Source organism: Pseudaeromonas pectinilytica (assembly GCF_054780855.1).
Genome location: NZ_BAAGVN010000331.1, coordinates 1 through 25,736 on the forward strand (window position 1 = coordinate 1; position 25,736 = coordinate 25,736).

Below are 25,736 nucleotides of genomic sequence, written 5' to 3' on the forward strand. Positions count from 1 at the left end.
AAAAAAATCGGCCCAGATCCGCGAAATTTTAATCAGCGAGTCAGCTTGGGAAGAAATGACCTGCTTATTCGCACCTTCCCTAATTTGACAACCGGCCGTCAGTATCTGAGAACAGGTTTTTACGGCAACAAGGGTTGATTCAAGGTGTGTCAGTCTCCGGTGGTAATAAGATCGGTACAGAAAAATGCTATTAAGCCCCATGAGTTCGACCTGAAATATCTGTTCGCTTCCTATTTCTTGTAGGGGCCTTTTCGTCAACCTTCTCGATTCCTACTCCGCCATTCTTTGTAGGGCGGGGAGTATTTGCTGTTGCAGGTAGAGCTGTGAGGCGGAGGCGATAGCGCGAAATTCGTCGCTGAGTCGGGAGTCCTGGCTTAGCTGCTGCCAGAAGTTCTGTGCCAGTTGGTAGGTCTCCAGCCAAACCGCTTTACCGATCAGCGGGGTGAGTTGCACCTTGGCCAATGAATCGGCTTGGCGTCGGTCACCGGCGCGAGCGGGAGCATAGGCCATGGGCAGCATGTCATAGACAGGGGCCAGTTGTAGCGGTTCGGCGGGTGGGAACTTGACCTCAAAGCGGCTGGTACGCAAAAACGAGAGATTGCCGGGGTGCATATCCTGATTGGCGATCAGCACCCCAAAGGCCCAGACGCGCTCGATGACTGGCAGCGCCTCGGGCTCGATCATGCCGAGACGAGCCAGCTCGCGGCACAATTCTGGCCAAGGGGTCGTTTCAGCCTTGCCCAGAAACTCGGCATTCAGACTGCGCAGTGAGACCACACCGCAACGCCCGGCCTGGGGCAGGCGATCAAAGCGCGGCGAGAGCAGATAGACCCGCTGTTCATCGATGATGAGTTGGCTATCGGGCGTGGGGATGCCGTTCTGGGCCAGCATCTGCAGGGCGCACTGCTCGGCCAGTAGCAGATCGGCCCAGCGCCGGGCATTGGCGCTCTGGGTTATGTCGCTGCTGAATTTGATGATGCAGTCGCCGTAGGGGGCGATAGCGCGGACAAATTTGGGTTGTTCGCCACCGGCCGATGAACCGCCTATGGCTTGCAGCGAGAGCTGGCTGGCAATCGATGATAAGTCGTTCAGGGTCGCCTGCTCTGCGCCATGGGCTTGCTGGATAAATGCCAGATAACTGGCCTCGCCAATCAGCAGATCGCCGGCCAAATCAAGGCGGCTCAGATGCTGCAGGGTCTGATCTTCAGACCAGATACCGGCGTCTGTGCTGACCAGCCCCTGTTGTCCGGCCAGAGTCCGCCCCAGATAACCCTGCGGCAGAATATCCATCAGCCACCAGGGGAAGTTTTCACTGTGACCGCTCAGTGCGCCCACCTGCCAGGCAAAGCCGGGGTAAACCCGATACAGGTGGCCGATCCGCGTCGAGGTGCCATCGCTCATCACCTGATAGAGGGGCCATGCGGTGGTGCCCTCCAGTGGCCGCTGCAGGTAGTTACAACGACCGCGCTTCTCCCCCAGTTGTAATATCTCCCCCCGGGCAGCCAACTCGGCAAGACGGCGCGATAGGGTGGGTTGGCTGACTTCCAGCCCGGATCTGAGCAGCCGCTGCGCCACTTCGGCACCATTGGCTGGGCCTGCTAGCAGGGCCTGACGAATGAGTTCGTCAGATAGCGTATTGTCTCGGGTCATGGGCTGAAATTCCAGAGGAGTGAATAATATAATGAATATTATATTGAATAATAACTTTAGGCAAAAATGAAACTATCTATCTGAAAATAATCTGTTTTTGTTTTGCAGGTGTTCGCTTATAGCTAACTTTGTGAATATTAAAATCTCGCGTTTTGTCGCGGGCTGCCCCTTGCACTGCTCGGCGTTGGAGGCATCAAAAGGTTCTGTTCGAGTGACGGGTTGTGAATCAAGCGGGGTGGAGTTTGGGCGAATAGCAGACCGTGGGTGGCAGGGATGCCACCCGCGAGTCGACAGGGATGTCTTCACGACGTGTCTGCGATCGTCCAGACTCCACGCTCATGTCAGTGTTTGTCGATGCAACACCTCACAGGGGCCGAGCCAATAAAAAGCCTCGCCCTGATGGTGAGGGCGAGGTTGGGACGTAAACCATTTCGGCTGCTGCCGATTGAATGGCTTTGCGGCTCCCCACCGGCGAGTGAATAAGCGGCCGGTGGGGAGTGAGGCGATGATGCAGGGCTACTCGACTTCCAATACCAGCAGGCATTGACCGGCTTTGACTTGCTGGCCGGGTTCGCGCTGGATACTGACTATTGTGCCGGCTTCGAGGGCCTGGACGGCGATCTCCATCTTCATCGATTCGATGATCAGCAGGGTATCACCGGCCTGCACCCGATCGCCGGGCGCAACGGCCAGCTGCCAGATGCTGCCGGAGACCGGACTCTCGACCGCCCGTTGCCGGGCACTCAGCACCAGCTCTTCGCCGGTTTCCGCAATCGCCTCACCATCACTGATGAAGTGCGCCTGACCACTGTCGATCCAGCGCTGGCGCTCGGCTTCGAAGGCCTGTTGCTGGCGCTGCTTGGCGGCGGTGATGGCCTCGGCATTGGCATCCAGTTGTGCCTGATACTCGGCCAGCGAAAACTCGGTCTCCTCGATGGTGAGCGGGTAGCGGCCGCGGGGAAACTCGGCGCGGATGCGCACCAGCTCCTCGGCGCTGACCTCGTAAAAGCGGATCTGGTCGAAGAAGCGCAACAGCCAGGGCTGGCTGAATTCGGTGGTCTGCCGATAGCGATTCCACATCTGCAGGGTGCGGCCGACAAACTGGTAGCCGCCCGGCCCCTCCATGCCGTAGACACACAGATAGGCACCACCGATCCCCACCGCGTTCTCCGGGGTCCAGGTGCGGGCCGGATTGTACTTGGTGGTGACCAGGCGATGGCGCGGATCCAGCGGCGTCGCCACCGGTGCCCCCAGATAGACATCGCCTAACCCCATCACCAGATAGCTGGCGCTAAACAGTATCTCCTTGACCTGATCGACCGACTCCAGGCCATTGATGCGGCGGATAAATTCGATGTTCGACGGGCACCAGGGGGCGTCCTTGCGCACCAGCTCGTCATATTTGCGGATCGCCAGCCGGGTGGCCTCATCATCCCAGGAGAGTGGCAGATGGACGATGCGGGCGGGGACCCGCAGATCGTCGCTTCGGATCAGCTCGCGCTCGGCCCGCTCCAAGTGCGCCAGCAAGCTGTGGCGGGGCAGACGCAGGTTGTCGTAGTGGATCTGCAACGAGCGGATGCCGGGGGTGAGCTCCAGCACGCCCGGCAGGGCGGCGCGCTCCAGCCAGAGCATCAGGGCGTGAGCGCGAAAGCGCAGGCGGATATCCAGCACCTGGGGGCCATACTCCACCAGCAGGTAATCATCGCCACTGGGGCGATAGACCACCTGTTCACCGTACTCTTCCCAGGGTAGGGTCTTGATGATCGGGGTATCGAGGGGGGCGGGGTTGAGTTGCGGCTCTTCCGCGGGCTCAAGAGTGACCAGCGCGGCGAGTTGGGCGCGCTCCAGCGCTTCGGCATCGTCCAGGGTGACGGGAATAAAGCGCACCCGATCCCCGGCCTTGAGCTGACCCATTTTCCACAGATCGGCCTTGATCAGGGTCACCGGACAGACAAAACCACCCAGGCTCGGACCATCCGGACCCAGCAGGACCGGCATATCGCCGGTAAAATCCAGGGTGCCGATGGCATAGGCATTATCGTGCAAGTTGGAGGGGTGCAGACCGGCTTCACCGCCATCGGTGCGCGCCCACTGCGGCTTGGGACCTATCAGCCGCACGCCGGTGCGACTGGAGTTGTAATGCACCTCGTAGGCGCTGCTGAACAGGGTCGTGATATCGGCGTCGGTGAAAAAGTCCGGGGCGCCATGGGGGCCATACATGACTCGCAGCTGCCACTCGGTACCCAGCTTGGGCTGGAGCGCGGCGGGCAGCTGAACGGGCAGATCCGGGAGTGATGCACTGTCGAGCGCGGCTGCGGGCGCGGGGTGCAGATGCAGCACATCACCGCTTTGCAGCGCGCGTCCGGCGTGGCCGCCAAACTGGCCGAGGGTAAAGGTGCTGCGACTGCCGAGATAAGCCGGGCAGTCGAAGCCACCGGCCACCAGCAGATAGCTGCGGGCGCCATGTCCCTGAACCTTGCCCAGATGCAGCAGGCTGCCGGCCGGGATCGTCAGCCGTTGCCAGAACGGCAGGCTGCGGCTCTCCCCTGAGGCGCTGACCAGTCGTGCCTCCAGCTCGGCACCGGCCAGCACGATTTGCCGCTCGCAGTTAAAGCGCAGGCTCGGGCCGCTCAGGGTGATCTCCATGCCACAGGCATCGGGTGAATTGCCCAGCAGCCGGTTGCCGAGGCGAAACGACCAGTTATCCATGGGGCCGGAAGGCGGCACGCCGATATGCCAGTAGCCGATGCGGCCGGGGACATCCTGCAGTGTGGTCTGGGTGCCGCCACTGAGCACATCCAGGGTCTGGGGTTGCCAGATAAAATCATTCAGCGACCGGGTCAGTACCGAGCCGGTTTGCACCAGCGGGCTGGCCAGCAGGGCCTGCAGCCAGTGCCGATTGGTTTCAATACCATAGATTTCGCTGTCGCCCAGCAGAACCTGTAACTGCTGCAGGGCTTGAGCCCGATCGTCGCCGTGGCTGATGAGTTTGGCCAGCATGGGATCGAAGAAGGCGGGGACTTCCACCCCGGATTCGACCCAGCTGTCGATGCGCAAGCGGCGACGATCCACGGTCGGGAAGGCGACATGGCTGAGCAGACCGGCGCAGGGGCGGAACTGCTGAGCCGGATCCTCGGCATAGAGCCGCACCTGGATGGCATGACCCCGGGGCTGCAAGGCCTGCGCCAGCTCGGCCAGCGGTGGCAGGGTTCCAGCACCCAGCTCGATCATCCAGCGCACCAGATCCAGGCCAAAGACCTGCTCGGTGACGCCGTGCTCGACCTGGAGTCGGGTGTTGACCTCGAGAAAGTAGAACTGCTGGGTGTTGGCATCCAGCACATATTCCACGGTGCCGGCACTGCGGTAACCGATGCTGCGCCCCAGCGTGACGGCGGTTTCGCGCAGCGCCTGCCGCACCTCGTCACTCAGGTGGGGAGCCGGACACTCCTCGATCACCTTCTGGTTGCGGCGCTGGGCGGAGCAATCCCGCTCGCCGATGGCGATCACCTCGCCCTGGCCGTCACCGAACAGTTGCACCTCGATGTGACGGGCATCGGCGATGAACTTCTCGACAAACAGGCCGCCATTGCTGAAGTTGTTCTCCGACAGACGCTTGACCGAGGCGTAGGCGACTTCCAGCTCGGCGGCGCTGAAGCAGCGCTGCATGCCGATGCCGCCGCCCCCGGCGGTACTCTTGAGCATCACCGGGTAGCCGATACGCTCGGCCTCGGCCAGGGCTTCGTTCACATCGGCCAGCAGGCCAGAGCCCGGCAACAGCGGCACCTGGGCGGCTTGTGCCAGAGCCCGGGCCTGATGCTTGAGACCAAAGGCGGTCATCTGCTCGGGCGTCGGACCCAGAAACACCAGGCCCTGCGCCTCGCAGCGGCGGGCAAAGTCGGGGTTTTCGCTCAAAAAGCCATAACCGGGGTGTATGGCTTGGGCGCCACAGCGGCGGGCTATGTGCAGCAGTTGCTCCTGATCCAGATAGGTTTGGCTAGCCGGACCCGGGCCCAGGCTATAGGCCTCGTCGGCGGCGCTGACATGCAGGCTGTCGACATCGGCGTCGCTGTAGACGGCGACGGCACCCACCCCCATGGCTTGCAGGGTACGAATGATGCGACAGGCAATGGCACCGCGGTTGGCGATCAATACTTTGGCAAACATGGGATCAGACTCCACTCGGGCGGGTCGTCCCGCCTTCCTTGTTGCAAGCCCTCATTGGGTCGTCCCGGGGCTGATAGGGTTCGGAAATGCGCGGTGCTGGCTAGGCCGCCGGATCCCAGATGATCATCTCGACCGGAGTCGGGTTGTAGGCGTTGCAGGGATTGTTGAGCTGCGGGCAGTTGGACAGCAGGACTATGACGTCCATGGCGGCGACCAGCTCCACATATTTACCCGGTGCACTGATGCCATCGGCAAAGCTCAGGCCGCCCTCGGGCGTTACCGGTACATTCATGAAAAAATTGATGTTATGGGTGATATCGCGCTTGGAGAGTCCCCACTGCGGATTCTCGCTGACGGCCAGCAACCAGCTATCCCGACAAGCGTGCATATGCTGCTTGTCGAGGTCATAACGCACCTGGTTACTCTCGGTGGCGCAGGCGCCGCCCAGGGTATCGTGCCGACCGCAGGTATCGGCGCTGATGGTCAGCAGCAGATTGCCGCGGTTGGAGAGCAGACGGCTACCTGTGGTGAGGTAGACGTTACCCTGCTCGCGGAGGGTATCCATGGCGCTGTAACGTTCGGCCGGATCCCGGGCATTGAAGAACAGGGTATCGGCGGCCTGGTTGCCTTCCAGATCCAGAATACGCAGCGTCTGTCCGGCCTTGAGCTCCTGCAGCCAGTAATCGCCTGCCGGAACCTTCTGGCGCAACAGGGCCTGTTCAGGCAGCAACGGACTTGTAGTCAGCATGGTAGTGACTCCTTACTTCATCAATGGTGTGGGCAGCAGAGATAACGGGCGTTGTTGGCAAAGCCGCGTCCATTCTCCGGCCGGGAGTTGAGGCAGAGATCGTCTGCTGCCACCGGGTCCGCTTCCAGCAGGGCATAGCGCACCGGCTTGCGCGGGTATTCCGCTGCCGGGTTCATGGGATGGGGGCAGGTGTGCATCACCACCAGGGTTTCCATCTCGAAGCGCAGGCTGATGGTGGCGCCTGCGGGTGAGTGATCGCTGACAAACTGCAAATCGCCGCCGTCGTTGACCGCGACCTTGCTGAACAGATTCAGATTGGCCGCCAGATCCCGTTCGCCCAGGCCATATTTGGCCACTTCGACCAGAAAACTGTCATAGCCGTTCTGCAGCCACAGGTTGCGGTCGCGCTGATAGTTGCGCTCCCCCCAGCGGGCACTCACTTTGGCTTTATTGCTGGTGCCACCGACGGTGTCGATCCAGCCGGTGCTGTCCTCGACGATCGAGCAGAAGATATGGCCCATATCCGAATAGAGGCAGTGGCCCTGGGTCAGCTTGAAGGTGTGCTGGCATTTCAAGGTATCGGGGGCGTTGTAACGTTCCAGCAGATTCTTCGGGTTGTAAAACAGCAGCCCCAGATTGGCGCCGCCCTTTTCATCGGTCAGGCGCAACACAGTGCCCTTGGGGACTATCAGCGACCAGTGGCTGCCACCGGGTAACCGGGCTTCATAGATCAATTCGCTCATGCTAACTCCTGATAAGACATAGACGGCACCGGGCGGGCGGTGATCTGCTGTACCGCGTCGGGCAGGGCTACGCCCTTGTCGAGGGGGATGTCGTAGGTAATGTGGGCGCCGTAGCGGTTCGGCTGTTGGGGATCGTGCCGCACCTTGTCGAACACCCAGAGTCGGCTGCCCAGGGCAAAGCCCTCGCGCAGGTCGTGGGTGATCATGAAGATGGTCAAGCCCTGCTGTTGCCACAGCTCGTGGATCAGCTGGTGCATGTCGCCGCGAATGCCCGGATCCAGGGCACCGAACGGCTCATCCAGCAGCAGGATCCGCGGTTGTTTCATCAGCGCCTGGGCAATCGCCAGCCGTTGCTGCATGCCGCCGGAGAGCTCGGCCGGATAGCGGTTCAGGGACTGGGCGAGGCCGACCCGCTCCAGCATGGCGGCGGCGCGATCCCGCGCCAGCTGCTTGCGAGCGCCGAACAGACGGCCGAGCAGCGGGCTGGCGGCGAACTCGTCGGCCAGCATCACATTCTGCAGGGCGGTCAGGTGCGGAAACACCGAGTAACGCTGGAAGACGATGCCGCGTTGCTCGTCGGGCTCGTTGCCGATGGGCGCGCCATCCAGCAGCAGTTCACCGCGACTGGCGGTTTCGGTGCCCAAAAGCAGCTTCAAAAAGGTGGTTTTACCGCAGCCGGAGGCGCCGACTATGGTGACAAACTCGCCGCTGCGCACAGTGACATTCACGCGCTCCAGCACGCAGTTGTCGCCATACTCCTTCCACAGATTTTTGGCTTGTAATAACGGGGTCTGGCTCATGTCGCTGCTCCTTCGCCACCACGGCCGTAATACCAGGGGAAGGCCCGGCGCGCCGCCTGCTTGAGTAGCCAGTCCATGCTGAACGCCAGCAGGGTGATCCAGGCGACATAGGGCAGGATCACCGCCATATCCAGGTAGCGGCGCACCAGGAAGATGCGGTAGCCCAGCCCCGCGGTGGCGGCGATGGCTTCTGCGGCGATGAGGAACAACCAGGCACTGCCTAGGGTCAGCCGCACCGCCTCGATGAGGCGTGGCAGCACCTGGGGCAGCATCACCCTCAGCATGATCTGCCAGCTGCTACCGCCCAGAGTCTGGGCCTTGACCAGCTGTTCGGCGGGCAGGCTCAGGGTCTTGAGTTGCAGATCGCGGATCAGCATGGGGGTAATGCCGATCACGATCAGCATCACCTTGGCCAGATCGCCGAGGCCGAAACTGATAAACAGGATCGGCAAGATCGCCATCGGCGGGATCAGCGACAGCGCCGTGACCAGCGGTGACAGTGGGGCGCGCAACAGGGGGATAGCCCCGGTTCCGAGCCCCAGCACCAGCGCCAGCAGCGCGGAGCTGCCGACACCAATCAGCAGCAACCGCAGGCTGGTCAGGGTGTCGGTGAGTAACAGGATCTCGCCACTGCGCTTGCTGGGCTCGAACGCCAGCCGCTGAATGGCCTCGACGATACTGCCCAGTCCCGGCAACAGCTTGTCCTGCGGGTTGATCTCCAGCCGCGCCTGGGAGCTGAGCAGATAGCAGAGCAGCAGCAACGCAAAGGGCAGCAGGGCCAACAGCAGCCGGCTGGTGCGTGCCGGCTGGCGATTAATGAGTCGGGTCATGGGACTATACTCCGCTGACGAGTCAGCCTTCGGGGATCAGAGCTTGCCGTCGGCTGCCAGCTGCATAAAGCTTGGATCGAAGCGCAGCTTGACGTTCTGGCTGTCGCCGTAGATGCCGCTGGGGGTTTCAATCCCGACCATCTGGGCATTTGGCGCGCTGTCACCCAGCAGGCCATGGGCGAACGAGAACTCGGCCACCTGCTGCATGGTGCTCTTGAGCTGGGTGCTGGTGGTGAAGGTCACCGCATCCTTGGCCTGATAGAACATGCGAGTGGCCGCCAGTTGGGCCTCGTAGCCGACCAGATCGGTGCCTGAGGCCTTTGCCATCTGGGTGCGCGCAGCCTTGGCGCGTTCATCGGTACCGGACATCAGGGCCATGGTTTCGTACCAGGCGCCGGTCAACGCCTTACCCAGCTCCGGGTGGGCTTTGAGAGTGGTGCTGTTGACCACCATCAGATCGATGATCTCCCCCGGGATGAAGCTGGAATCGAACACCTTGTGGCTGCCCGGGGTCTTGACGATCTCGCTGAGCAGCGGATTCCAGGTCACGGCGGCGGTGACATCCGGGGTGGTGTAGGCGGAGACAATGTCCGCATCCGAGGTGTTGACGACGGTGACATCTTTCTCGGAGAGGCCCTGGGTTTCCAGCGCCCGCGCCAGCAGGTAGTGGGAGACGCTCAGCTCGACCAGATTGACCTTCTGCCCCTTCAGATCACCCAGCGTGCTCTTGCCCTTGAGCACGATACCGTCGTTGCCATTGGAAAAATCCCCGACGATCAGCGCCGTGGAGTCGACACCACCGGCGGCCGGAATGGTCAGGGCATCCATATTGGTCATCACACAGCCATCAAAACCACCGGCCGTGTACTGGTTGATGGACTCGACATAGTCATTGATCTGCACCACCTCGAGCTCGATGTGGTACTTATCCGCCCACTTTTTGATGATGCCGCTCTGGGCTGCATAGTCCCAGGGCATCCAGCCGGCGTAGATGGTCCAGGCGACCTTGAATTTGGGTTTGTCCTCGGCATGAGCTTGGGTGCCGATGAGCAGCAGCGGGATCAGCAACACAGCCACGGACAGGCGCGACAGCAGACGGCGGAGCAGGGTGATGGTGACGGTATTGTTCATGGGTTCCCTCCCTGGGAGCACATTGGTTAAAAGCAACTGAGATCAGGAGCCATATGGCCTTGCTTCTCCCGGGCTTTTATCCCGCCGTGTAACCCTCAAGAGGAAGGTCGACCACTCTCGGACCAGACACCGGTTAAACCGGTCGGAACCCTAGTCGTCTATTGCAGATTGTGGCTCTGGCCTTGATCTGGAGACCCCGGATCGTCAGATGCAGCGTGTATCTGAGCTTAAGTAAAGCAGAGAGTGTGCCAGCTTGTGTACAAGTTGCGCAGCCGGTGATGACGGGCCTTCCCCAGGGCTCGAGGCGAATGGCGGGCGGCAGGGATGGGCAAAAAGCGGAGGAAATAGCCAAGTTGGCGCCCCAGAATGGGGAATTGCTACCCGGGCCATGCTTTGCCCGGGCAGCCTGATAGGCGGTTATTGCATATCTTGCGGATCGAGCAGGATCACTTCGCAATCCCCCCAGTGATCCTGAAAGGCCAGCTGATTGATATCGAAGATCACCAGCAGGTTGCCCAGACCAAAGGCACTGCTGAACATCCGTACCAGCGCCTGACCCACCTTGAGGTGGGAGCCGTCGGTGTTCTGCACTCGCAGGCGCAGCACCCGCATGCCCGGGGTCTGGCCGCGCTTGCACCAGAACCACAGATAGAAGCCGCACACCACGCAGGTCAGAAACAGGATATAGAGGGTGTTGTGCGCCAGCCATTGCTGGACATCCGGGTGTTCGCCCAGCTCCAGACGGCCCATGGCTTCCAGCACCAGCGCCAGACCGTAGCCGAGGAAAGCGGCGGCGCCCAGCAGAATGCCGACCAGCGGCAGATCGAGCGCCCAGGCGCCCAGACGACGAAACAGCCCGGCGCGGGGGTGGGTCGGAATAATCACTTTTGGGGTCGGTTCGGCATCATTCGCCGCCGGACGGAGACTTGGTTTCTTTTTCGACATAGGGTACTGCTTTAGTTATGGGTGATTCAGGGCTGCCTAGTCTACCTCAAGCCGGGGTTCCTGTTGCAGTGACCGCATCGACGATTTAATCATCAACCGATTGAGATAATGGAAAAAATCATTTGCGCTGCCGATGGGGATTTGTATAATCCCTCCCGCACAACAGACCGAGACCGCAAGGTAACGGCGTGCACGCCCAGGTGGCGAAATCGGTAGACGCAGCGGATTCAAAATCCGCCGGTGAATAACCGTGTCGGTTCGAGTCCGACCCTGGGCACCAAATTCAGACAAAAGGCCACTCTTCGGAGTGGCCTTTTGCTTTTCCAGATCAAGGGCTGTGCCTCTCTGCCATTGATTCAGCCTCGATTGGGGTTTGTGGTTTATGATGGCGGCGACTCTGGTCGCGGGCCGCTGAATACCCGCACCCATAAACCGGCAGGAATCTATAACCGGTATACATCATACAAGGAGCTTTACGATGCAATTACGACTCTTGGCCGCCGCCGTGACCCTGAGCTGTGCCAGTTGGGCGCAGGCCGCTACTCCGGTGCAACTGTCACTGCCGGGGATCAATCTGCCGGCCTCGCAGCAGGTCTCCGGCGCTCGTCTGAGTGTGCTATATGGTCAAACCGGCTCGGTGACCGGCCTGGATCTGCCGCTGTTTGCGCTGTCCGACACCAACCACTTTACCGGTATCCAGTTTGCCCTCGGCGTCGGTGCCGCTCGGGTGCGACAATCCTTCCACGGTGTGGCATTGACCGCCGTCAACTGGCATGAGGGCCGGGATCAAGGGGTCAATATTGGCCTAGTCAACCTGACCAACCAGGCGCAGGGTCTGAATGCCGGTCTCGTCAACGTCGGCAACAGCATGCAGGGGCTGAACTTCGGCATGGTGAACATTGCCCAGGGCAATGCGCTGGCCAACGTCGGTTTCGTCAACTATGCCGAGCGCACCACCTTCCAGCTCGGGCTGTTCAACGCCACCCAGCATCTGGATGGCGTGCAGATCGGTCTGGGCAACTATGCCGCCAACGGCATCTTCCCGGTGCTGCCGCTCATCAATATCAGCAAGTCGTTCTAATCGCCTACGACCCGGTTGCGGGGAGCTAGTCTGCTCCCCCGCTTAATTCCCGTGCGCAGCCCGAATGCTTGTCAGTTAAAAGGTTCGGGAGAGACATCCTCTCTCGCCAACCCGCCGTAAACCCTTCCATGGGGGCTCGATGGCGGCATCCCTGCCGCCAATGGTTGGCTCAACAGGCTATCTCTCCTCCGCTAACTGACTCGCATTAGGGCGCAGCCCTGACTTTCGTGCGTCAGCCCGCAGTTGCGGATCGGCGGCTTTGTTATAACACGGCGGTTTTCGTGGTACGCCGAGGGTAGGGTTTATGGGAATGGAACAACTGTCGCTGGTGATCTCCTTGTTCCAGCAGTTGTGCGTTTATCTGGTGATCGCCTGGCTGCTCTCCAAGACGCCGTTGTTTATGCCGCTGACCCAGGTCACTTTGAGCCTGCCGCACAAGCTGGTCTGCTACCTCATCTTCTCCACCTTCTGCATCCTCGGCACCTATTTTGGTCTGCGCATCGAGAACTCCATCGCCAATACCCGCGCCATCGGCGCCGTCCTGGGCGGGATCGTCGGTGGCCCGGCAGTCGGCTTGCTGGTGGGGCTCACGGGCGGCCTGCATCGCTACTCGCTGGGTGGCTTCACGGCGCTGGCCTGCATGTTCTCCACCGTGGCCGAAGGGCTGCTCGGTGGTCTGGTGCATCGCCACTTTGTCGCCCGGCGGCGGCTGGATCGGCTGTTCAATCCCTGGATGGTGGCGACGGTGGCCTTTGTCGCCGAGCTGATGCAGATGAGCATCATCCTGCTGGTGGCGCGCCCCCTGGCCGATGCCTGGCATCTGGTGCAGAACATAGCGGCGCCCATGTTGGTGGCCAACACCCTGGGCGCGGCCATGTTTATGGGCATGATCCTGGATCGGCGCGCCATGCTGGAGAAGTATTCGGTGGCCTTCTCGGCCCGGGCGCTGAAGATCGCCGAGCGGGCCATGGGGGTGCTGGATCAGGGCTTCACCCAGCAGACCTGCGCCCAGATGGCGCGCATCCTGTATGAAGAGACCGGCGTCGGCGCCGTGGCCATCACCGATTGTCATCAGCTGCTGGCCTTTATCGGCATCGGCGAGGATCACCACTTGCCGGGGACGCCCATCACCTCGCCCCACACCTTTGCCGCCATCAGCCGCAACGAGGTGGTCTATGCCGACGGCAATCTCATCCCCTACAGTTGCACCCTGCATCCGGGTTGCAAGCTGGGCTCGTCGCTGGTGATACCGCTGCGCGGCGAGGAGGGGCAGGTGGTCGGCACCATCAAGCTCTACGAGCCCAAGCGCAAACTCTTCTCCTCGATGAACCGCACTCTGGGCGAGGGCATAGCGCGCCTGCTCTCGGGGCAGATCCTCTCCGGCAAATACAACGAGCAGAAGCGGCTGCTGGCCCAGGGGGAGATCAAGCTGCTGCAGGCCCAGATCAATCCGCACTTTCTGTTCAACGCCCTCAATACCCTGTCGGCGGTGATCCGCCGGGATCCCGAGCAGGCGCGGACTCTGGTGCAGCATCTCTCCACCTTCTTTCGCAAGAATCTCAAACGCCAGAGTGACGAGGTCAGCCTGCGCGATGAGCTGGAGCATGTGCAGGCTTATCTGCAGATCGAGCAGGCGCGCTTTGCCGATCATCTGAGCGTGCAGTGGCAGATCCCGGAGGCGTTGCTGGAGTGCCGGCTGCTGGCCTTCTCCCTGCAGCCGGTGGTGGAAAACGCCATCAAGCATGGCATCTCGCAGATGCTGGAGCCCGGTTGCCTGACCCTGGGGGCCGAGGCGCAGGCCGATGCGTTGCAACTGGTGGTGAGTGATAACGCCGGTCTGTATCAGCCTCCGGCAGATAAATCGGGGCTCGGTATGAATATCGTCGATCGGCGTATCAAGGCGCGGTATGGCGAGCAGTATGGCGTGCGGGTCGAGTGCGAGCCCGGGCGCCTGACTCGGGTCATCATCTCCCTGCCACTCACGGAGGTCCTATGTTAACGGCACTGATAGTCGACGATGAACCCCTGGCCCGCGAGGAGCTGCGCCTGCTGCTGCAGGCCTCTGGCTGTATCGAGGTGCTGGGCGAGTGCGCCCATGCCCTGGAGGCGCTACCGGCCATTCATCGCCTGAAGCCGGATATCCTGTTTCTGGATATCCAGATGCCGCGCATCAGTGGCCTGGAGCTGGTGGGCATGCTGGATCCGCAAGCGCTGCCCCATATCGTGTTTGTCACCGCGTTCGATGAGTACGCGCTACGCGCCTTCGAGGAGCACGCGCTGGATTACCTGCTCAAGCCGGTGGATCCGGCCCGACTGCAGCGCACCCTGGATCGTTTATTGCTGCTGGCGCGCCGCGAGGTGATGGTTCCTGATAGTGAGGGCGCGGCTGCTCCAGGCTCTGGCGATCCGGGATTAGTGGCGGCCCCGCTGCGCACCATCCCCTGCATCGGTCATAACCGCATCCTGCTGCTGCCACTGGCCGAGGTGGAGTATGTGCACAGCGATCTGACCGGCAATCGGGTGGTAGCTGGGGAGCGTCAGGGCACGACCGAGCTGACCCTGCGCACCCTGGAGGAGAAGAGCGGCTTTCTGCGCTGTCACCGCCAGTACCTGCTCAATCCGGCGCAGATCCGCGAGATCCTGCTGCTCGAGGGCGGTCTGGCCGAGGTGGTGACCTGCGGCGGCCACAAGGTACCGGTCAGCCGCCGTTATCTGCGGCCGCTCAAGGATCAGCTGGCGATCCCGTAGTCGATGCATTGGTAGTCTCGGCTTTGCCGGATAACAACTGGTGCGCGGTCTGGCTGACTGCCAGCACGGCCGGGTGGGTGAGGCGGCGCTCCAGGGAGATGGCGTAATAGCTGACCTGGATCTCGTCCAGCCGCCCGGCCGGTTCGACCCCATAGTGGCGACACACCTCCTCGAGGATCACCTCGGGCACCGGAAACAGCCCCACGCCCGCCTCGCCGAACGACTTCATCAGCGCGCTGTCATCAAATTCGCCGACCACATGGGTCGCCAGTTTCTGCTCCTGGAGCCAGCGGGCCAGCGGCGCGCTCTGGGCGGCATTGGCGCCGGGCAACAGCAGCGGCAGTTCGCGGAGTGAATGAGGGAAATCGTGGCGCGCGCGCTCGGCGAGGGTGGGAGTGCCGACCCAGATCAGCGGGCTGCACCCCAGCCGATGGCTGTAGCCCTTGACGCCGACGGTAGCGGGCAGCGGGCGGTCGGAGATCACCAGATCCAGATGATGCAGCGCCAGCTCGGCGAACAGCTTCTCCGGCTTCTCCTCCTGGCAGAGCAGGCGCACCGGTTGGCTCAGTTGCAGCGCCGGGGCCAGCAGCCGATAGGCGATGGATTTGGGCACCGCATCGGTGAGCCCCACCCGCAGGGTCAGCTCGCCCTGACGCCCCGGATTGTGCAACAGGGCTTCGAGCTCATTGCCCAGCATAAAGATCTGCTCGGCGTGGGGCAGCGCCAGTTGCCCGGCGGCGGAGAGCTCCATGCGGCGGCCGGTGCGAATAAATAGCGGGGTGCCCAGGGTGCGTTCCAGCTCGCCGATCTGGCCACTCAGGGTCTGCGGCGTCAGGTGCAACTGTTCGGCAGCACGGGTGATGCCACCGAGTTTAGCCACCTGCCAAAAGTAGTAAAGCTGCTTGTAGTTGATCATCAATCATCAGCCTGTAACGAACATTTCACTAATTATATTCGATTATTTCTGATGAAGAACCCTTGTTAGACTTGCCCCCACCCAAGGTAGGGTCGTTGCCGCTGGTAGCGCACCCGTTCATCGACAGGGGGCATCTTGTGTCACTGGATCCGGTCATTCTGTTTTTTCTGCTCGGTCTGATTGCCGGGCTGGCGCGGGCTGAGTTGCGACTCCCGGCCGCCATCTACGACTTCCTGAGCATGCTGTTGCTGCTCACCATAGGCCTCAAGGGTGGCGTCGAGCTGGCTGCTAGCGACGTCGGCCATCTGCTGCCACAACTGCTCGGTGTGCTGTTGCTGGGGCTGCTGTTCCCGCTGCTGTTGTTTCCGCTGCTGCGCTGGGTTGGACGACTCACCCGCGCCGACGCCGCCTCGGTGGCGGCCCACTACGGCTCGGTCAGCGTCGGTACCTTTGCCGTCGCCACCGCTTATCTGACCCACATGGCCATACCGTACGAATCCTATATGCCGGTGTTTGTGGTGATCCTGGAAGCGCCCGCCATTCTGATCGGTATCGTGCTGGCGCGGGGCATCAGCCGCCAGACGCGTTGGCGTAGCATGGGCCACGAGATATTCTTCGGCAAAGGGGTGGTGCTGTTGACCGGTGGTCTGCTCATCGGCTGGATCTGCGGGGGAGAGGCGATAGCGCCGCTCAAGCCGCTGTTCTTCGACCTCTTCAAGGGCGTGCTGGCGCTGTTCCTGCTGGAGATGGGCCTCATCACCGCCAGCCAGATGGGATCCCTGCGCCGTCATGGCCTGTTTATCCTGCTGTTTGGCACCCTAATCCCGCTGCTGGGCGCCTTCGTTGGCGGCCTGCTGGCGCTGGAGCTCGAGTTCTCCCTCGGCGGCACCATGCTGCTGGCGACCCTGGCGGCAAGCGCCTCCTATATCGCAGTGCCGGCGGCCATGCGGATGGCGGTGCCCGAGGCGAACCCCGGGCTGTCGCTGGCGGCCTCGCTCGGGGTCACCTTTCCTTTCAACGTCCTGGTGGGGATCCCGATGTACCTGACCTGGGCGCAATGGCTCCATCAGGCTGGAGGTTAATCATGCAAGCTGTCTATCGACAACTGGTCACCATCATCACCGAAGCCGTGCTGGAGAGTGAGCTCACCCGCCAGCTGGAGCAGCTGGGGGCTCGCGGCTACACCATCACAGAAGCGCGGGGCAAGGGCAGCCGGGGCATTCGTGATGCCGGTTGGGATGAGGTGCGCAATATCCGTATCGAAGTGATCTGCGAGGAGGCGGTGGCCGAGGCCATCATGGACCATCTGCAGGCCCACTATTACGACAACTTCGCCATGGTGATCTTCAGCAGCGAGATCCGGGTGCGGCGGGCAAACAAATTCTAGATGCCGAACTTCATCATGGGGCTCTTCATCATGGGACATCGACAGGAAAGCTCAGGCTGACACGCCGTGAACCCATCCGTGGGGGCTCCACCGCGCCATCCCTGGCGCGGAGGGTCAGCCAACGCTTCCCCGTCGCTGTAATGAGTGAGTGGTGGTTCGAAACAGTTAGTAATCCATTGAGGCAAACAAGAGGAAGGTAAGGGTGACGACAGCGACAGATGCAAAGGTGGGGATCATCATGGGCTCACGCTCGGACTGGCAGACCATGTCCGCCGCGGCACAGATGCTCGAAGAGCTGGGCGTGCCCCACGAGGTGCGGGTGGTGTCGGCCCATCGCACGCCGGATCTGCTGTTCGACTATGCGGCCACGGCGCAAGAGCGCGGCCTGCAGGTGATTATCGCCGGAGCCGGTGGCGCCGCCCACCTGCCGGGCATGGTGGCGGCCAAGAGTCTGCTGCCGGTGCTGGGTGTGCCGGTGGAATCCAAGGCGCTCAGCGGCATGGATTCCTTGCTCTCCATCGTGCAAATGCCCAAGGGCATTCCGGTGGGCACCCTGGCTATCGGGCTTGCCGGAGCCGCCAATGCCGCCTTGCTGGCGGCCAGCATGCTGGCCAATCAGGATCCGGCACTGCGTCAGGCGCTGGCCGATTTTCGAGCCCGGCAGACCGAGCAGGTGCTGGCGCAACCGGATCCGAGGATCGAGCCATGAAGTTGTTGATTCTGGGTGGCGGCCAACTGGCCCGCATGCTGGCGCTCGCCGCCGCACCTCTGGGCATTGAATGCCGGATCGTCGATGCTCAAGTGGATGGGCAGGCCGAGGGCTGCGCCGCCCAAGTCGCGCCCTTCTATCAGCGCGACTGGTTGGCACCTGGGGCGCTGGATGATCTGCTGGCCTGGGCCGATGTCGTGACCTATGAGTCGGAATCGATCCCGGTGCCGCTGCTGGAGTCGATCGCCAGCCAAGTGCACCTTTATCCACCGGTGCGTGCCCAGCAACTGTGTGGCGATCGGCTGATCGAGAAGCAGACCCTGAGCGGCTTAGGCATCCCGGTGGCGCCGCACCGCGCCGTCAGCTCCTTCGCCGAGCTGGAGCAGGCGGTCAGCGAACTGGGACTGCCGGCCATTCTCAAGTGGCGCACTCAGGGCTATGACGGCAAGGGGCAGTGGCGGCTGGATGCAAACTCGGATCTGGCGGCCATCTGGCGCGCCGCCGAGGCCCGTCCTTCCATTCTGGAGGCCATGGTGCCCTTTAGTCGCGAGGTCTCGCTGTTGGCGGCGCGCAGCCCCACCGGTGAGCTGGTCTGCTATCCGCTGACCGAAAACGAGCACCGCCAGGGGATACTGCACAGCTCCCGGTCGCTGGTGGACGATCCATTGCAGGCCCAGGCCGAGGAGTATGCCCGCTCCCTGCTGGCCGCGCTGGAGTATGTGGGCGTGCTGGCCATCGAGTTCTTCGTCCAGGATGGCCGCTTGATCGCCAACGAGGTGGCCCCCAGGGTGCACAACTCCGGCCACTGGACGCTGGAAGGGGCGCAGACCAGCCAGTTTGCCAACCATCTGCGGGCTGTGATGGGCTTGCCGCTGGGGGACACGTCGCTCATCGCTGCCACCGCCATGCTCAATCTGATTGGCAAGCTGCCGCAGCTGCCACCCCTGCTGGCGCTGCCGGATCTCCATCTGCATCTGTATGGCAAGGCCGAGAAGCCGGGGCGCAAACTCGGTCATCTGACCCTGCGTTGTGCCTCGCCCGAGGCCCTGCAGCAGCAGTGGCAGCAGCTGCAGGGCGTCACCGCTTCTGCTGGCTAACCTCATCTAGCCTGGGCCATGCCGATCGGCATGGCCCTCTGGTGTTCCCGCTCGGGCTATGCCTCCAGCCATTCATCATTTCACCCCCCATCATTCCGCCATCTCACCACTCCGCAACACCCCTGGCTAGCGCCCAGGTGGCGCGCACGAGGCCGCGCTGCCGTTTCCTGCGACGGCGCAAGGATCCGGAAGCCATCCCTTGAAATAATGGTGCCTTGTGGCTCTGCTGTGCGCTGGCATGGCAGAGCCGGGCAGCGTATCAGCCAGGTGGCGGAACCATGGCTACGCTTAACACAAGGGCCGGGCGGGAGAGAGCATCGATGGGTAAAGCTGGGGTGGTGTCGCTGCTGATGCTGATCGGCCTGTGGGCCGGGGTGAGCCCATGCCTGCAGGCGGGCGAGCCACCAGAGCCCCGGGTGGTCTGCTCGAACATAGCGCCCTTTGTCTTCAGCGAGCAGGGCAACTATCGCGGCTATGCCTATGAGTTGGGGCAGGCGGTGATGCAGCGGTTGGGGTATCGCGGGGGCGTCGAGGTGCAGCCGCTGGCGCGTGCTAACCGCACGGTGCAGAGCGAGGCCAACGTCATCGCCCTTTGGGTGGGGCGTATTCCGGAGCGCGAGGCGACGGTGCACTGGATTTATCCGGTGGTGGTGGATGATTTCAGCGTCTACACCGTCAAGGGCCATCCGGTGGCCGCGACGCTGGAGCAGGCCAAGGCGCTGAAGATGCTGGGGGCGAATATCGGGGCCGCCAATGCCATCGCCGCCCAGCGCCAGGGGTTGGAGCGCATCGAGCTCATCACCTCCGATGATGCCAATGGTCGCAAGCTGCTGACCGGTCGCATCGATGGCTGGATCGCCTCGCGCTCGGCGGTGAACTACTTTCTGCGCCTGCACGGCCTGCCGGACGACACCTTGGTCAAAGGGGTGAAACTCAGTGACTATCAGGCCTGGGTGGTGGCCTCGTTGCAGAGCGATCCGGCGGTGCGCGCCGCCTGGCAAGCGACGTTGCATCAGCTGGAGTTGGAGGGGGAGTTATCGCGGCTGGCGGAGCGGTATCGGATCCAGCGGTGAGGGGTGATTGAGCCTCGGCTCCGGTTTGGGCCGGTTCCGCCCCAGTCGGCCACGGCGATTTGCCAACCTGCCGTTGGCGGGGGCGGGTTAAGGACCGAAGCCGCGGTCCTTAACAATCCTGCGGCTGGCGTATGCCCACTGCCGCCTGATCCCTCGCTAACCGGCGGGCTTCCGTGACCGTCAGCGATGGCACATCCCTGTGCCAGCGCTGACTCTCGCCGCATCCCTGCGGCTTATTCCCTCCACCCCGCCTCGCGCTCGGGGCGGCACAGGGCGCGGAGTCTGCCACTCGGTCCGGCAGACGGCTTCTGATTTTGGGTGATAAAGGGCAAAAGTCAGGTGCCAGATTGTCACATATTGGCGGGAGGGGGATAAGGTGTCATACTCACTGTGTGCCACAATGACACATTTAGGAGCTTGCTATGGCCGTCGCATTACCTCGCATCACAGCGCGTGTTGACGCAGAAACACAGGATTTACTCGCCCAAGCGGCAGCGATTGCTGGCATGACGAGCATCAACTCATTTGTGCTCAATGCGGCCATCGAGAAAGCCAAACAAATCATGGAGCGTGAACGAGCGCTGACCTTGTCGCAGCGGGATGCCATCTTGCTGGCCGAAGCGCTTGATGCACCGCCGCAAGCCAATGCCAGACTGCAACAGGCCGCCGAGCGTTATAAGGCTAAAACCGCATGATGTCGGTGAAGCTGGATAAGACTATCCATGACCGACAGCAATTTGATTGTGGTGTCGAGAGCCTGAATCGCTACTTGAACCGGATGGCCAGCCAGCAATCCCAGAAAGATAACACCCGCACCTTTGTGCTCGTGGCGGAGCAAGAGCCGCAACGGATCATCGGCTATTACACCCTGACCATGACGCCCATCGACCTCGGCGCGTTACCGGATAAATTACAAAAAAAGCATCTCAATGCCAGCTCCGGCGGCCTGATTGCCCGTCTGGCAATCGATAAACGCTATGCCCGGCAAGGCTATGGCGAGTGGTTGCTGGTGGATGCGCTGAGTCGGCTGCTGCAAGCCAGTGAAACCGTGGCTTTTCCGGTGGTGATTGTGGATGCCAAAGAGGGCGCCATGTGCTTCTACGAGAAGTTTGGATTTATACCGTTTCAGGATTCAACCCATAAGCTATTTCTGCCGATTGCGGATATTCGGGCCAGTTTGGCCTAGATGATTCAAGCGATGGGCCTGAGGGCTCAGTCCCTCCATCCCGCCTCGCGCTCGGGGCGGCACAGGGCGCGGAGTCTGCCTCGCTCGGCAGATGGTTTCGGATTTTTGCGATAGAAGTGATCGACGATTGATGATCGATTCGTGGATCTGGTTTGATCCGGTTCCGCCTGACAGATGCTGGCGATCTGTCCACCTGCGGTGAACGGCGGCGGGCCAAGGGGGAAAAGGCCTCGCTGCGCCATCCATGGCTTCGCAATCCGCTCGGGCTATCCCTGCCCTCGCGCCAAATCGGGGCCGGGATAATCAATCCCGTCCAAACCCCGATTTGGCCCCTTGGCAATCCCGGGCCCAGGTTTATGCCCACTGCCGCCAGATCCCTCGCTAACCGGCTGGCTTCCGTGACCGTCAGCGATGGCACATCCCTGTGCCAGCGCTGACTCTCGCCGCATCCCTGCGGCTCATTCCCTCCATCCCGCCTCCCGCTCGGGGCGGCACAGGGCGCGGAGTCTGCCACTCGGCCCGGCAGACGGCTTCGGGTTTGGGTGATAAAGGGCAGAAGCCAAACGTCAGAAGCAAGATGGCTCCGCGAGCGCCTGTTATGGGCGCTCGGGGTATTGGGGGATGTCGTCGTGGATTTCATCCCAGGGGGCTTTGGAGTCGACAAAGATATGCGCGATGGGTTTGAGCTGGACTGGGGTGTCCAGGGTGCCAATTCGCAGGCGTAATAGATCCGGTTGGGAGGGGCGGCGACTGACTAATGGCGAGCCGCACTGCTTGCAGAAGGAGCGAAACACGCCCGGCGTGGATTCAAATTCGGTGACGTATTCCTGCCCGGCGATGATGGTGAATTCATCGGCCTTCACGGCGGCATTGACGGCAAATGCCGAGCCATTGGCTTTGCGGCACTTGGAGCAATGACACATCATGGCCTGGCCCAGCTCCCCTCGAATTTCATAGCGAATGGCATTGCACAAACAGCTTCCGGTTAACATCACAGCCTCCTGGGCTGGCCTGAGGAAGCCACCACAGTAGGAAGCGCTGCCCAGCAAGTCAACCACATAAGAAGTAGGCTATGTACCCGTTATGTGTGGAGAGGCTCTGCTCAGGCGTTAGGCGTCTGTACGAGGCGCAGACACGTCGTAAATACATCCATGTAGCCTCGATGACGGCATTCCTGCCGCCAACGGTCTGCTTTGGGCCCAGACTCCATGCCTCTTCTTTACTGTTCGGCACCCGCCGTCAAGGTTGCGGCAGATAGCGATTAAAGATCGCCTGGCCCAGGGTGACGATGGCCTGATTGCGCGCCTCCATGGGAGCATCGGTCTGGGCGATATAGATGCTGATAATCAGCGGTGATTGGTTTTTAGCCCAGACGACAGCGGTAATACTCCTTGCGCCAAAACCACCGGCCCCGGAGCGGTCGGCAATACTCCAACCGGCGGGTAATACCGAGCGCAGTAAATTGCCGGTGACCTGATTCTGTTCCATCCAGCGTTGCAGCTGCTGCTGACTCGAAGGCGACAAGGCCGAGCCGAATAACAGCGTCTGCAGGCTCCGGGCTATGGCGTTGGGGGTGGTGGTATCTCGCTCGTCTCCGGCCAAGCCCTGATTTAATTCCGGCTCCTGGCGGTCCAGGCGCGTCAGCGGATCGCCCAACTCGCGCATAAAGCGGGTGATCCCCTCGGGCCCCCCCACGGCGTGGAGAACAATATTTGCCGCCGTATTATCACTGGTGTGCATCGCCGCCGCACAGGCCACATTCAGGGTGACGGGCTGCCCGACCTGTTTTTCGATCACCGGCGAGTAGGTGACCAGATCGGACTGTTGAACCGTGACGCTATCCGTCAACTTGAGCCGCTGGTGCTCGGCATCTTGCAATAGTTTTGCGCATGCCAAGGTCTTGAAGGTACTGGTTAACGGAAACCGCTCATCGCCCTTGTAATTCCACTGCTCCCCGGTTTTTACCTCCAGCACCGCAACCCCAATCCGCGCCGAGAGTTTCCCCTCCAGCGCCACAATCGCGTGCTCGACGGCCTGAAAGTCATGCCCCGCCGCCGATAAGCCCGCAGGCATCCACAGCGCGACCGCCACGAGAAGAGCATTGAAATAGTTCATGGTTTTCCAAGATGAGTAGGGGCGCGCCATTCTAGCGGCAAGCAATCCGAAGTAAAAACAGGATAAACCGAGGGGAGCGGGGCGGCTATTTGGGGGCAGAGCGGCAGGGATTGCGGTGAAGAACGGCAGGGTTTTAATAGTTACACCACGTCTTTGCGCCATTGGATATTGGATATGCCCTCGCAGCGCGCTAATACCTGGTTCAAGGCATGAAGCAACGGCGTTGCGCTGGCGACCGGTGCCTTATTGCGTCCAAACAGCCCCTTGGCTTTACAGTCGAGATACACCCGCCATGTCGTTGGCGAGCCATCTTGGTTGCTACAGCAGAGCCAATACTCGTTATCCGCCACGAGATATTCAATAAACCAGCCCCAGTCCTCACTAGTCGGATAGCTGGTTTCAACTCCTTCCTGCGCCAGCTCCCGTGACAACCACCACGCCAGTTCGGCACCATACACCTGAGGATTCACTTGCCCCTCTTCAGAGAGAAACGGTGTAAAAAGCCGGGATTCAAACTCTACACAGGTATCCATATATCTCCCTGAATCATGGTCAAACGATCCGGTTCACTGGTTTTTATGCAAAGCGGATTACCATAACAATGGCTTGCACAAGGCTTGGACACACTGCGTCGCATGCGGTCCGTTTTCTATTACACCCTCACGGATGGCGATGGCTTGCCAGCCAAAAGGATATTGGAGCGGATAGGGTGCGTTATAGCCCTGGGCCGTCTCAGCGCTAAACCCAAATCGGCCGTAATACTCCGGCGCGCCGTAAACAAAGATAAGATCCACACCCAGCGCGGATAATTGCTGCATGCCATATTCAACCAGTGCCGATCCAATGCGCTGCTGTTGGCAATCCGGCCGCACCGCCAGCGGTGCCAAAATATAAGCCTGAATATTCGCCTGATTCTCTATTTTGAGACGAGAGAAAGCAACGTGCCCCACCACGGCATCCTCCATTTCGGCAACCAGAGATAGGATCGGTAACGCCGAGTTCTCGGCAAGCAGCTCCACCGCCAGAGTCGCCACCATTTCGTTTTCTTCTTCGGTGAAAGCAGAAAAATAAAGCCGTCTGATATCGTCCTGATCTTGAGTCGTCGCAATTCGAATATTCATGAGTCCTCTGTTACGTAGGGCATTTTCGCAGCTACGGTCCTAAACACTTGCATCAATTTTTGACGGATTATCTAAATGAGGCAATTGAAACCCAGTTTTATCATAACCAACAAAAGGAAAGCTGGACTTATTTGTTAAACCCTTCACTTCCGTTTCAACTATTTCGCTCATTCTTGTCTGAACATCATTGTGAAATCTGAACATCTCTTCGTTAGTTTCTTTAATGGTTTTCTCTAACGCTTCCATAGCTGTGCCTAAAACAGGGATTTTAGATAACTCAGCCCACATGTAGTTTTTTAGAAAAGAAACTAGAAATGACCAGGCACTATTAATTGAAAAATACGAACCATCTTTGTTTTGTTTTAAAGTTGCAATAACTTTACCTAGAGCAGACATCATCGAAACACTGTCTACTTCACCACTGCTCTGAATTTGTTCTAAAATTGTTATGATTTCACTAAATAGTTCACTAAGTCTGCTTTCTGACTTGTAATGCTGATATATTGCGTCGAAGTCAAATGCCTGCTCGGAAGGGTTATCAAAGATCCAAACATGTTCCTTAATTTTTTGCAGGTAAATAAATAGGTGATTAATTAAATCAGACTGCTGCCATGCCCCAGCTTTAAAATTGTTTAGACTAGCTATTAGAGGTGGAAGCCAATCAGGTGTGTCTTGTTGGGATATTGAGGCTTTTAGATCATTCGATTTTGAGAGTGACGCATCAGCTTTTGATTTTTTTAGCTCCAAATTTTCACCCACTAAATGAGCAACCAACTCATTTAATGATTCGCACAGTTCTTTGTGTTTTTCTTTAACAAAGCGCATATGAAATTGAACACTAGCATTTAAAGTCAAATGATTTCTCCTTTAGCTCTAAGGCCCAAAGCAACGGCGCGCGTTAGCGCGTCGAGCCCGTAGGTCGATGCTGCCTTTGCTTGTTATTTGTTTAGTCCATATCGAAATTACGATATTCACCGGACTCGTAATCATAAACTTCCACCTCCGCGCCACTTCCTGAGTTTTGGATATCTTGTACTTCACCGTATCTATACTCACCACTTGCGTAGTCGTAATACTCGATCTCCTCACCTTCTCTGACGAGATTATCTTTTTCAATTTCTATATAATTTCCTGACTCATAGTCATATCCATCCCATGCAAGTGAAGCAATTGGAATGGAAAACAGACCAACTGCAATCAGTGTTACTAGCAGGGCGAGATCGTGAACGTTTTATAACCAATATCAAGTCTTGATTGACGTAAATCTCCACCTGTGATCATATGCTTCCTTT

General features: G+C 60.2%; 25 protein-coding genes, 1 tRNA gene and 1 riboswitch. Of the genes, 11 read left to right on the forward strand and 15 right to left on the reverse strand.

Annotated elements, in window-relative coordinates; all coding sequences use genetic code 11:
- Positions 1-270: 270 nt before the first annotated feature.
- The 8 genes from ACYVG7_RS14745 to ACYVG7_RS14780 all read right to left on the reverse strand — a co-directional run bounded on the left by ACYVG7_RS14745 (position 271) and on the right by ACYVG7_RS14780 (position 11,011).
- A complete protein-coding gene (locus tag ACYVG7_RS14745; protein WP_460883852.1) occupies positions 271-1,650 on the reverse strand; it encodes a HipA domain-containing protein in 1,380 nt (459 codons plus the stop codon).
- Positions 1,651-2,166: 516 nt separating this feature from the next.
- Positions 2,167-5,814, reverse strand: coding sequence for an urea carboxylase (gene uca, locus ACYVG7_RS14750; protein WP_460883853.1), 3,648 nt, complete (start codon positions 5,812-5,814; stop codon positions 2,167-2,169).
- Between the two features lie 100 nt (positions 5,815-5,914).
- Positions 5,915-6,562 (reverse strand): urea amidolyase associated protein UAAP2, encoded by a 648-nt coding sequence (locus tag ACYVG7_RS14755; RefSeq protein ID WP_460883854.1) that lies wholly within the window; start codon positions 6,560-6,562, stop codon positions 5,915-5,917.
- A 20-nt stretch (positions 6,563-6,582) separates the two neighbouring features.
- Positions 6,583-7,305: an urea amidolyase associated protein UAAP1 gene (locus tag ACYVG7_RS14760; protein ID WP_460883855.1), complete on the reverse strand. Its 723-nt coding sequence runs from the start codon at positions 7,303-7,305 to the stop codon at positions 6,583-6,585.
- The gene (locus tag ACYVG7_RS14765) at positions 7,302-8,105 is read right to left on the reverse strand and encodes an ABC transporter ATP-binding protein (RefSeq protein ID WP_460883856.1); all 804 of its coding nucleotides are present in this window, start codon (positions 8,103-8,105) and stop codon (positions 7,302-7,304) included. Before ACYVG7_RS14765 ends, ACYVG7_RS14760 begins: the two co-directional genes overlap by 4 nt.
- Positions 8,102-8,935, reverse strand: a complete 834-nt coding sequence (locus ACYVG7_RS14770) for an ABC transporter permease (RefSeq protein WP_460883857.1) — start codon at positions 8,933-8,935, stop codon at positions 8,102-8,104. Before ACYVG7_RS14770 ends, ACYVG7_RS14765 begins: the two co-directional genes overlap by 4 nt.
- 36 nt (positions 8,936-8,971) lie before the next feature.
- Positions 8,972-10,066 (reverse strand): putative urea ABC transporter substrate-binding protein, encoded by a 1,095-nt coding sequence (locus ACYVG7_RS14775; RefSeq protein WP_460883858.1) that lies wholly within the window; start codon positions 10,064-10,066, stop codon positions 8,972-8,974.
- A 63-nt stretch (positions 10,067-10,129) separates the two neighbouring features.
- Positions 10,130-10,231, reverse strand: a riboswitch (guanidine-I (ykkC/yxkD leader).
- A gap of 252 nt (positions 10,232-10,483) precedes the next feature.
- A complete protein-coding gene (locus tag ACYVG7_RS14780; RefSeq protein ID WP_460883859.1) occupies positions 10,484-11,011 on the reverse strand; it encodes an RDD family protein in 528 nt (175 codons plus the stop codon).
- A 194-nt stretch (positions 11,012-11,205) separates the two neighbouring features.
- Here ACYVG7_RS14780 and ACYVG7_RS14785 point away from each other — a divergent pair.
- The 4 genes from ACYVG7_RS14785 (at position 11,206) to btsR (ending at position 14,840) form a co-directional block, all read left to right on the forward strand.
- Positions 11,206-11,291: transfer RNA gene (locus ACYVG7_RS14785), tRNA-Leu, on the forward strand.
- 198 nt (positions 11,292-11,489) lie between these two features.
- Positions 11,490-12,092, forward strand: a complete 603-nt coding sequence (locus tag ACYVG7_RS14790) for a VC2662 family protein (protein ID WP_460883860.1) — start codon at positions 11,490-11,492, stop codon at positions 12,090-12,092.
- 319 nt (positions 12,093-12,411) lie between these two features.
- Positions 12,412-14,091, forward strand: coding sequence for a LytS/YhcK type 5TM receptor domain-containing protein (locus tag ACYVG7_RS14795; protein WP_460883875.1), 1,680 nt, complete (start codon positions 12,412-12,414; stop codon positions 14,089-14,091).
- Positions 14,085-14,840, forward strand: a complete 756-nt coding sequence (gene btsR, locus ACYVG7_RS14800) for a two-component system response regulator BtsR (RefSeq protein WP_460883861.1) — start codon at positions 14,085-14,087, stop codon at positions 14,838-14,840. The genes ACYVG7_RS14795 and btsR overlap by 7 nt, the downstream gene beginning before the upstream one ends.
- Here btsR and ACYVG7_RS14805 read toward each other — a convergent pair.
- Complete coding sequence (locus ACYVG7_RS14805) at positions 14,815-15,756, reverse strand: LysR family transcriptional regulator (RefSeq protein WP_460883862.1); 942 nt, start codon at positions 15,754-15,756, stop codon at positions 14,815-14,817. The two genes, btsR and ACYVG7_RS14805, sit on opposite strands and share 26 nt — an antisense overlap.
- A 137-nt stretch (positions 15,757-15,893) precedes the next feature.
- Between ACYVG7_RS14805 and ACYVG7_RS14810 the strand changes: the two genes are divergently transcribed.
- The 7 genes from ACYVG7_RS14810 to ACYVG7_RS14840 all read left to right on the forward strand — a co-directional run bounded on the left by ACYVG7_RS14810 (position 15,894) and on the right by ACYVG7_RS14840 (position 21,208).
- Positions 15,894-16,838: a sodium-dependent bicarbonate transport family permease gene (locus ACYVG7_RS14810; protein WP_460883863.1), complete on the forward strand. Its 945-nt coding sequence runs from the start codon at positions 15,894-15,896 to the stop codon at positions 16,836-16,838.
- A gap of 2 nt (positions 16,839-16,840) precedes the next feature.
- On the forward strand, positions 16,841-17,143 hold the full coding sequence (locus tag ACYVG7_RS14815; protein ID WP_460883864.1) for a P-II family nitrogen regulator: 303 nt from the start codon (positions 16,841-16,843) through the stop codon (positions 17,141-17,143).
- Between the two features lie 202 nt (positions 17,144-17,345).
- Positions 17,346-17,852: a 5-(carboxyamino)imidazole ribonucleotide mutase gene (gene purE, locus ACYVG7_RS14820; RefSeq protein ID WP_460883865.1), complete on the forward strand. Its 507-nt coding sequence runs from the start codon at positions 17,346-17,348 to the stop codon at positions 17,850-17,852.
- A complete protein-coding gene (locus ACYVG7_RS14825; protein WP_460883866.1) occupies positions 17,849-18,949 on the forward strand; it encodes a 5-(carboxyamino)imidazole ribonucleotide synthase in 1,101 nt (366 codons plus the stop codon). The genes purE and ACYVG7_RS14825 overlap by 4 nt, the downstream gene beginning before the upstream one ends.
- Before the next feature lie 320 nt (positions 18,950-19,269).
- Positions 19,270-20,022, forward strand: a complete 753-nt coding sequence (locus tag ACYVG7_RS14830) for a substrate-binding periplasmic protein (RefSeq protein WP_460883867.1) — start codon at positions 19,270-19,272, stop codon at positions 20,020-20,022.
- A 422-nt stretch (positions 20,023-20,444) separates the two neighbouring features.
- Positions 20,445-20,717, forward strand: a complete 273-nt coding sequence (locus tag ACYVG7_RS14835; protein WP_460883868.1) for a type II toxin-antitoxin system TacA family antitoxin — start codon at positions 20,445-20,447, stop codon at positions 20,715-20,717.
- Positions 20,714-21,208 (forward strand): GNAT family N-acetyltransferase, encoded by a 495-nt coding sequence (locus tag ACYVG7_RS14840; protein WP_460883869.1) that lies wholly within the window; start codon positions 20,714-20,716, stop codon positions 21,206-21,208. Before ACYVG7_RS14835 ends, ACYVG7_RS14840 begins: the two co-directional genes overlap by 4 nt.
- A gap of 596 nt (positions 21,209-21,804) precedes the next feature.
- Here ACYVG7_RS14840 and ACYVG7_RS14845 read toward each other — a convergent pair.
- The 6 genes from ACYVG7_RS14845 to ACYVG7_RS14870 form a co-directional block, all read right to left on the reverse strand.
- On the reverse strand, positions 21,805-22,200 hold the full coding sequence (locus ACYVG7_RS14845; protein WP_460883870.1) for a GFA family protein: 396 nt from the start codon (positions 22,198-22,200) through the stop codon (positions 21,805-21,807).
- Positions 22,201-22,447: 247 nt separating this feature from the next.
- Complete coding sequence (gene bla / locus ACYVG7_RS14850; RefSeq protein WP_460883871.1) at positions 22,448-23,323, reverse strand: class A beta-lactamase; 876 nt, start codon at positions 23,321-23,323, stop codon at positions 22,448-22,450.
- Between the two features lie 140 nt (positions 23,324-23,463).
- Positions 23,464-23,856 (reverse strand): hypothetical protein, encoded by a 393-nt coding sequence (locus ACYVG7_RS14855; RefSeq protein ID WP_460883872.1) that lies wholly within the window; start codon positions 23,854-23,856, stop codon positions 23,464-23,466.
- A gap of 57 nt (positions 23,857-23,913) precedes the next feature.
- Positions 23,914-24,444: a GNAT family N-acetyltransferase gene (locus ACYVG7_RS14860; protein ID WP_460883873.1), complete on the reverse strand. Its 531-nt coding sequence runs from the start codon at positions 24,442-24,444 to the stop codon at positions 23,914-23,916.
- Positions 24,445-24,483: 39 nt separating this feature from the next.
- Complete coding sequence (locus ACYVG7_RS14865) at positions 24,484-25,299, reverse strand: hypothetical protein (protein ID WP_460883874.1); 816 nt, start codon at positions 25,297-25,299, stop codon at positions 24,484-24,486.
- 91 nt (positions 25,300-25,390) lie between these two features.
- On the reverse strand, positions 25,391-25,657 hold the full coding sequence (locus tag ACYVG7_RS14870) for a DUF5334 family protein (protein ID WP_460883876.1): 267 nt from the start codon (positions 25,655-25,657) through the stop codon (positions 25,391-25,393).
- Positions 25,658-25,736 lie beyond the last annotated feature (79 nt).

Bases quoted from the DNA above. Each gene is read 5' to 3' on its own strand.
- ACYVG7_RS14745 (WP_460883852.1), bottom strand. From the start codon at position 1,650: ATGACCCGAGACAATACGCTATCTGACGAACTCATTCGTCAGGCCCTG.
- uca (WP_460883853.1), bottom strand. From the start codon at position 5,814: ATGTTTGCCAAAGTATTGATCGCCAACCGCGGTGCCATTGCCTGTCGC.
- ACYVG7_RS14755 (WP_460883854.1), bottom strand. From the start codon at position 6,562: ATGCTGACTACAAGTCCGTTGCTGCCTGAACAGGCCCTGTTGCGCCAG.
- ACYVG7_RS14760 (WP_460883855.1), bottom strand. From the start codon at position 7,305: ATGAGCGAATTGATCTATGAAGCCCGGTTACCCGGTGGCAGCCACTGG.
- ACYVG7_RS14765 (WP_460883856.1), bottom strand. From the start codon at position 8,105: ATGAGCCAGACCCCGTTATTACAAGCCAAAAATCTGTGGAAGGAGTAT.
- ACYVG7_RS14770 (WP_460883857.1), bottom strand. From the start codon at position 8,935: ATGACCCGACTCATTAATCGCCAGCCGGCACGCACCAGCCGGCTGCTG.
- ACYVG7_RS14775 (WP_460883858.1), bottom strand. From the start codon at position 10,066: ATGAACAATACCGTCACCATCACCCTGCTCCGCCGTCTGCTGTCGCGC.
- ACYVG7_RS14780 (WP_460883859.1), bottom strand. From the start codon at position 11,011: ATGTCGAAAAAGAAACCAAGTCTCCGTCCGGCGGCGAATGATGCCGAA.
- ACYVG7_RS14790 (WP_460883860.1), top strand. From the start codon at position 11,490: ATGCAATTACGACTCTTGGCCGCCGCCGTGACCCTGAGCTGTGCCAGT.
- btsR (WP_460883861.1), top strand. From the start codon at position 14,085: ATGTTAACGGCACTGATAGTCGACGATGAACCCCTGGCCCGCGAGGAG.
- ACYVG7_RS14805 (WP_460883862.1), bottom strand. From the start codon at position 15,756: ATGATCAACTACAAGCAGCTTTACTACTTTTGGCAGGTGGCTAAACTC.
- ACYVG7_RS14815 (WP_460883864.1), top strand. From the start codon at position 16,841: ATGCAAGCTGTCTATCGACAACTGGTCACCATCATCACCGAAGCCGTG.
- ACYVG7_RS14825 (WP_460883866.1), top strand. From the start codon at position 17,849: ATGAAGTTGTTGATTCTGGGTGGCGGCCAACTGGCCCGCATGCTGGCG.
- ACYVG7_RS14830 (WP_460883867.1), top strand. From the start codon at position 19,270: ATGGGTAAAGCTGGGGTGGTGTCGCTGCTGATGCTGATCGGCCTGTGG.
- ACYVG7_RS14835 (WP_460883868.1), top strand. From the start codon at position 20,445: ATGGCCGTCGCATTACCTCGCATCACAGCGCGTGTTGACGCAGAAACA.
- ACYVG7_RS14840 (WP_460883869.1), top strand. From the start codon at position 20,714: ATGATGTCGGTGAAGCTGGATAAGACTATCCATGACCGACAGCAATTT.
- ACYVG7_RS14845 (WP_460883870.1), bottom strand. From the start codon at position 22,200: ATGTTAACCGGAAGCTGTTTGTGCAATGCCATTCGCTATGAAATTCGA.
- bla (WP_460883871.1), bottom strand. From the start codon at position 23,323: ATGAACTATTTCAATGCTCTTCTCGTGGCGGTCGCGCTGTGGATGCCT.
- ACYVG7_RS14855 (WP_460883872.1), bottom strand. From the start codon at position 23,856: ATGGATACCTGTGTAGAGTTTGAATCCCGGCTTTTTACACCGTTTCTC.
- ACYVG7_RS14860 (WP_460883873.1), bottom strand. From the start codon at position 24,444: ATGAATATTCGAATTGCGACGACTCAAGATCAGGACGATATCAGACGG.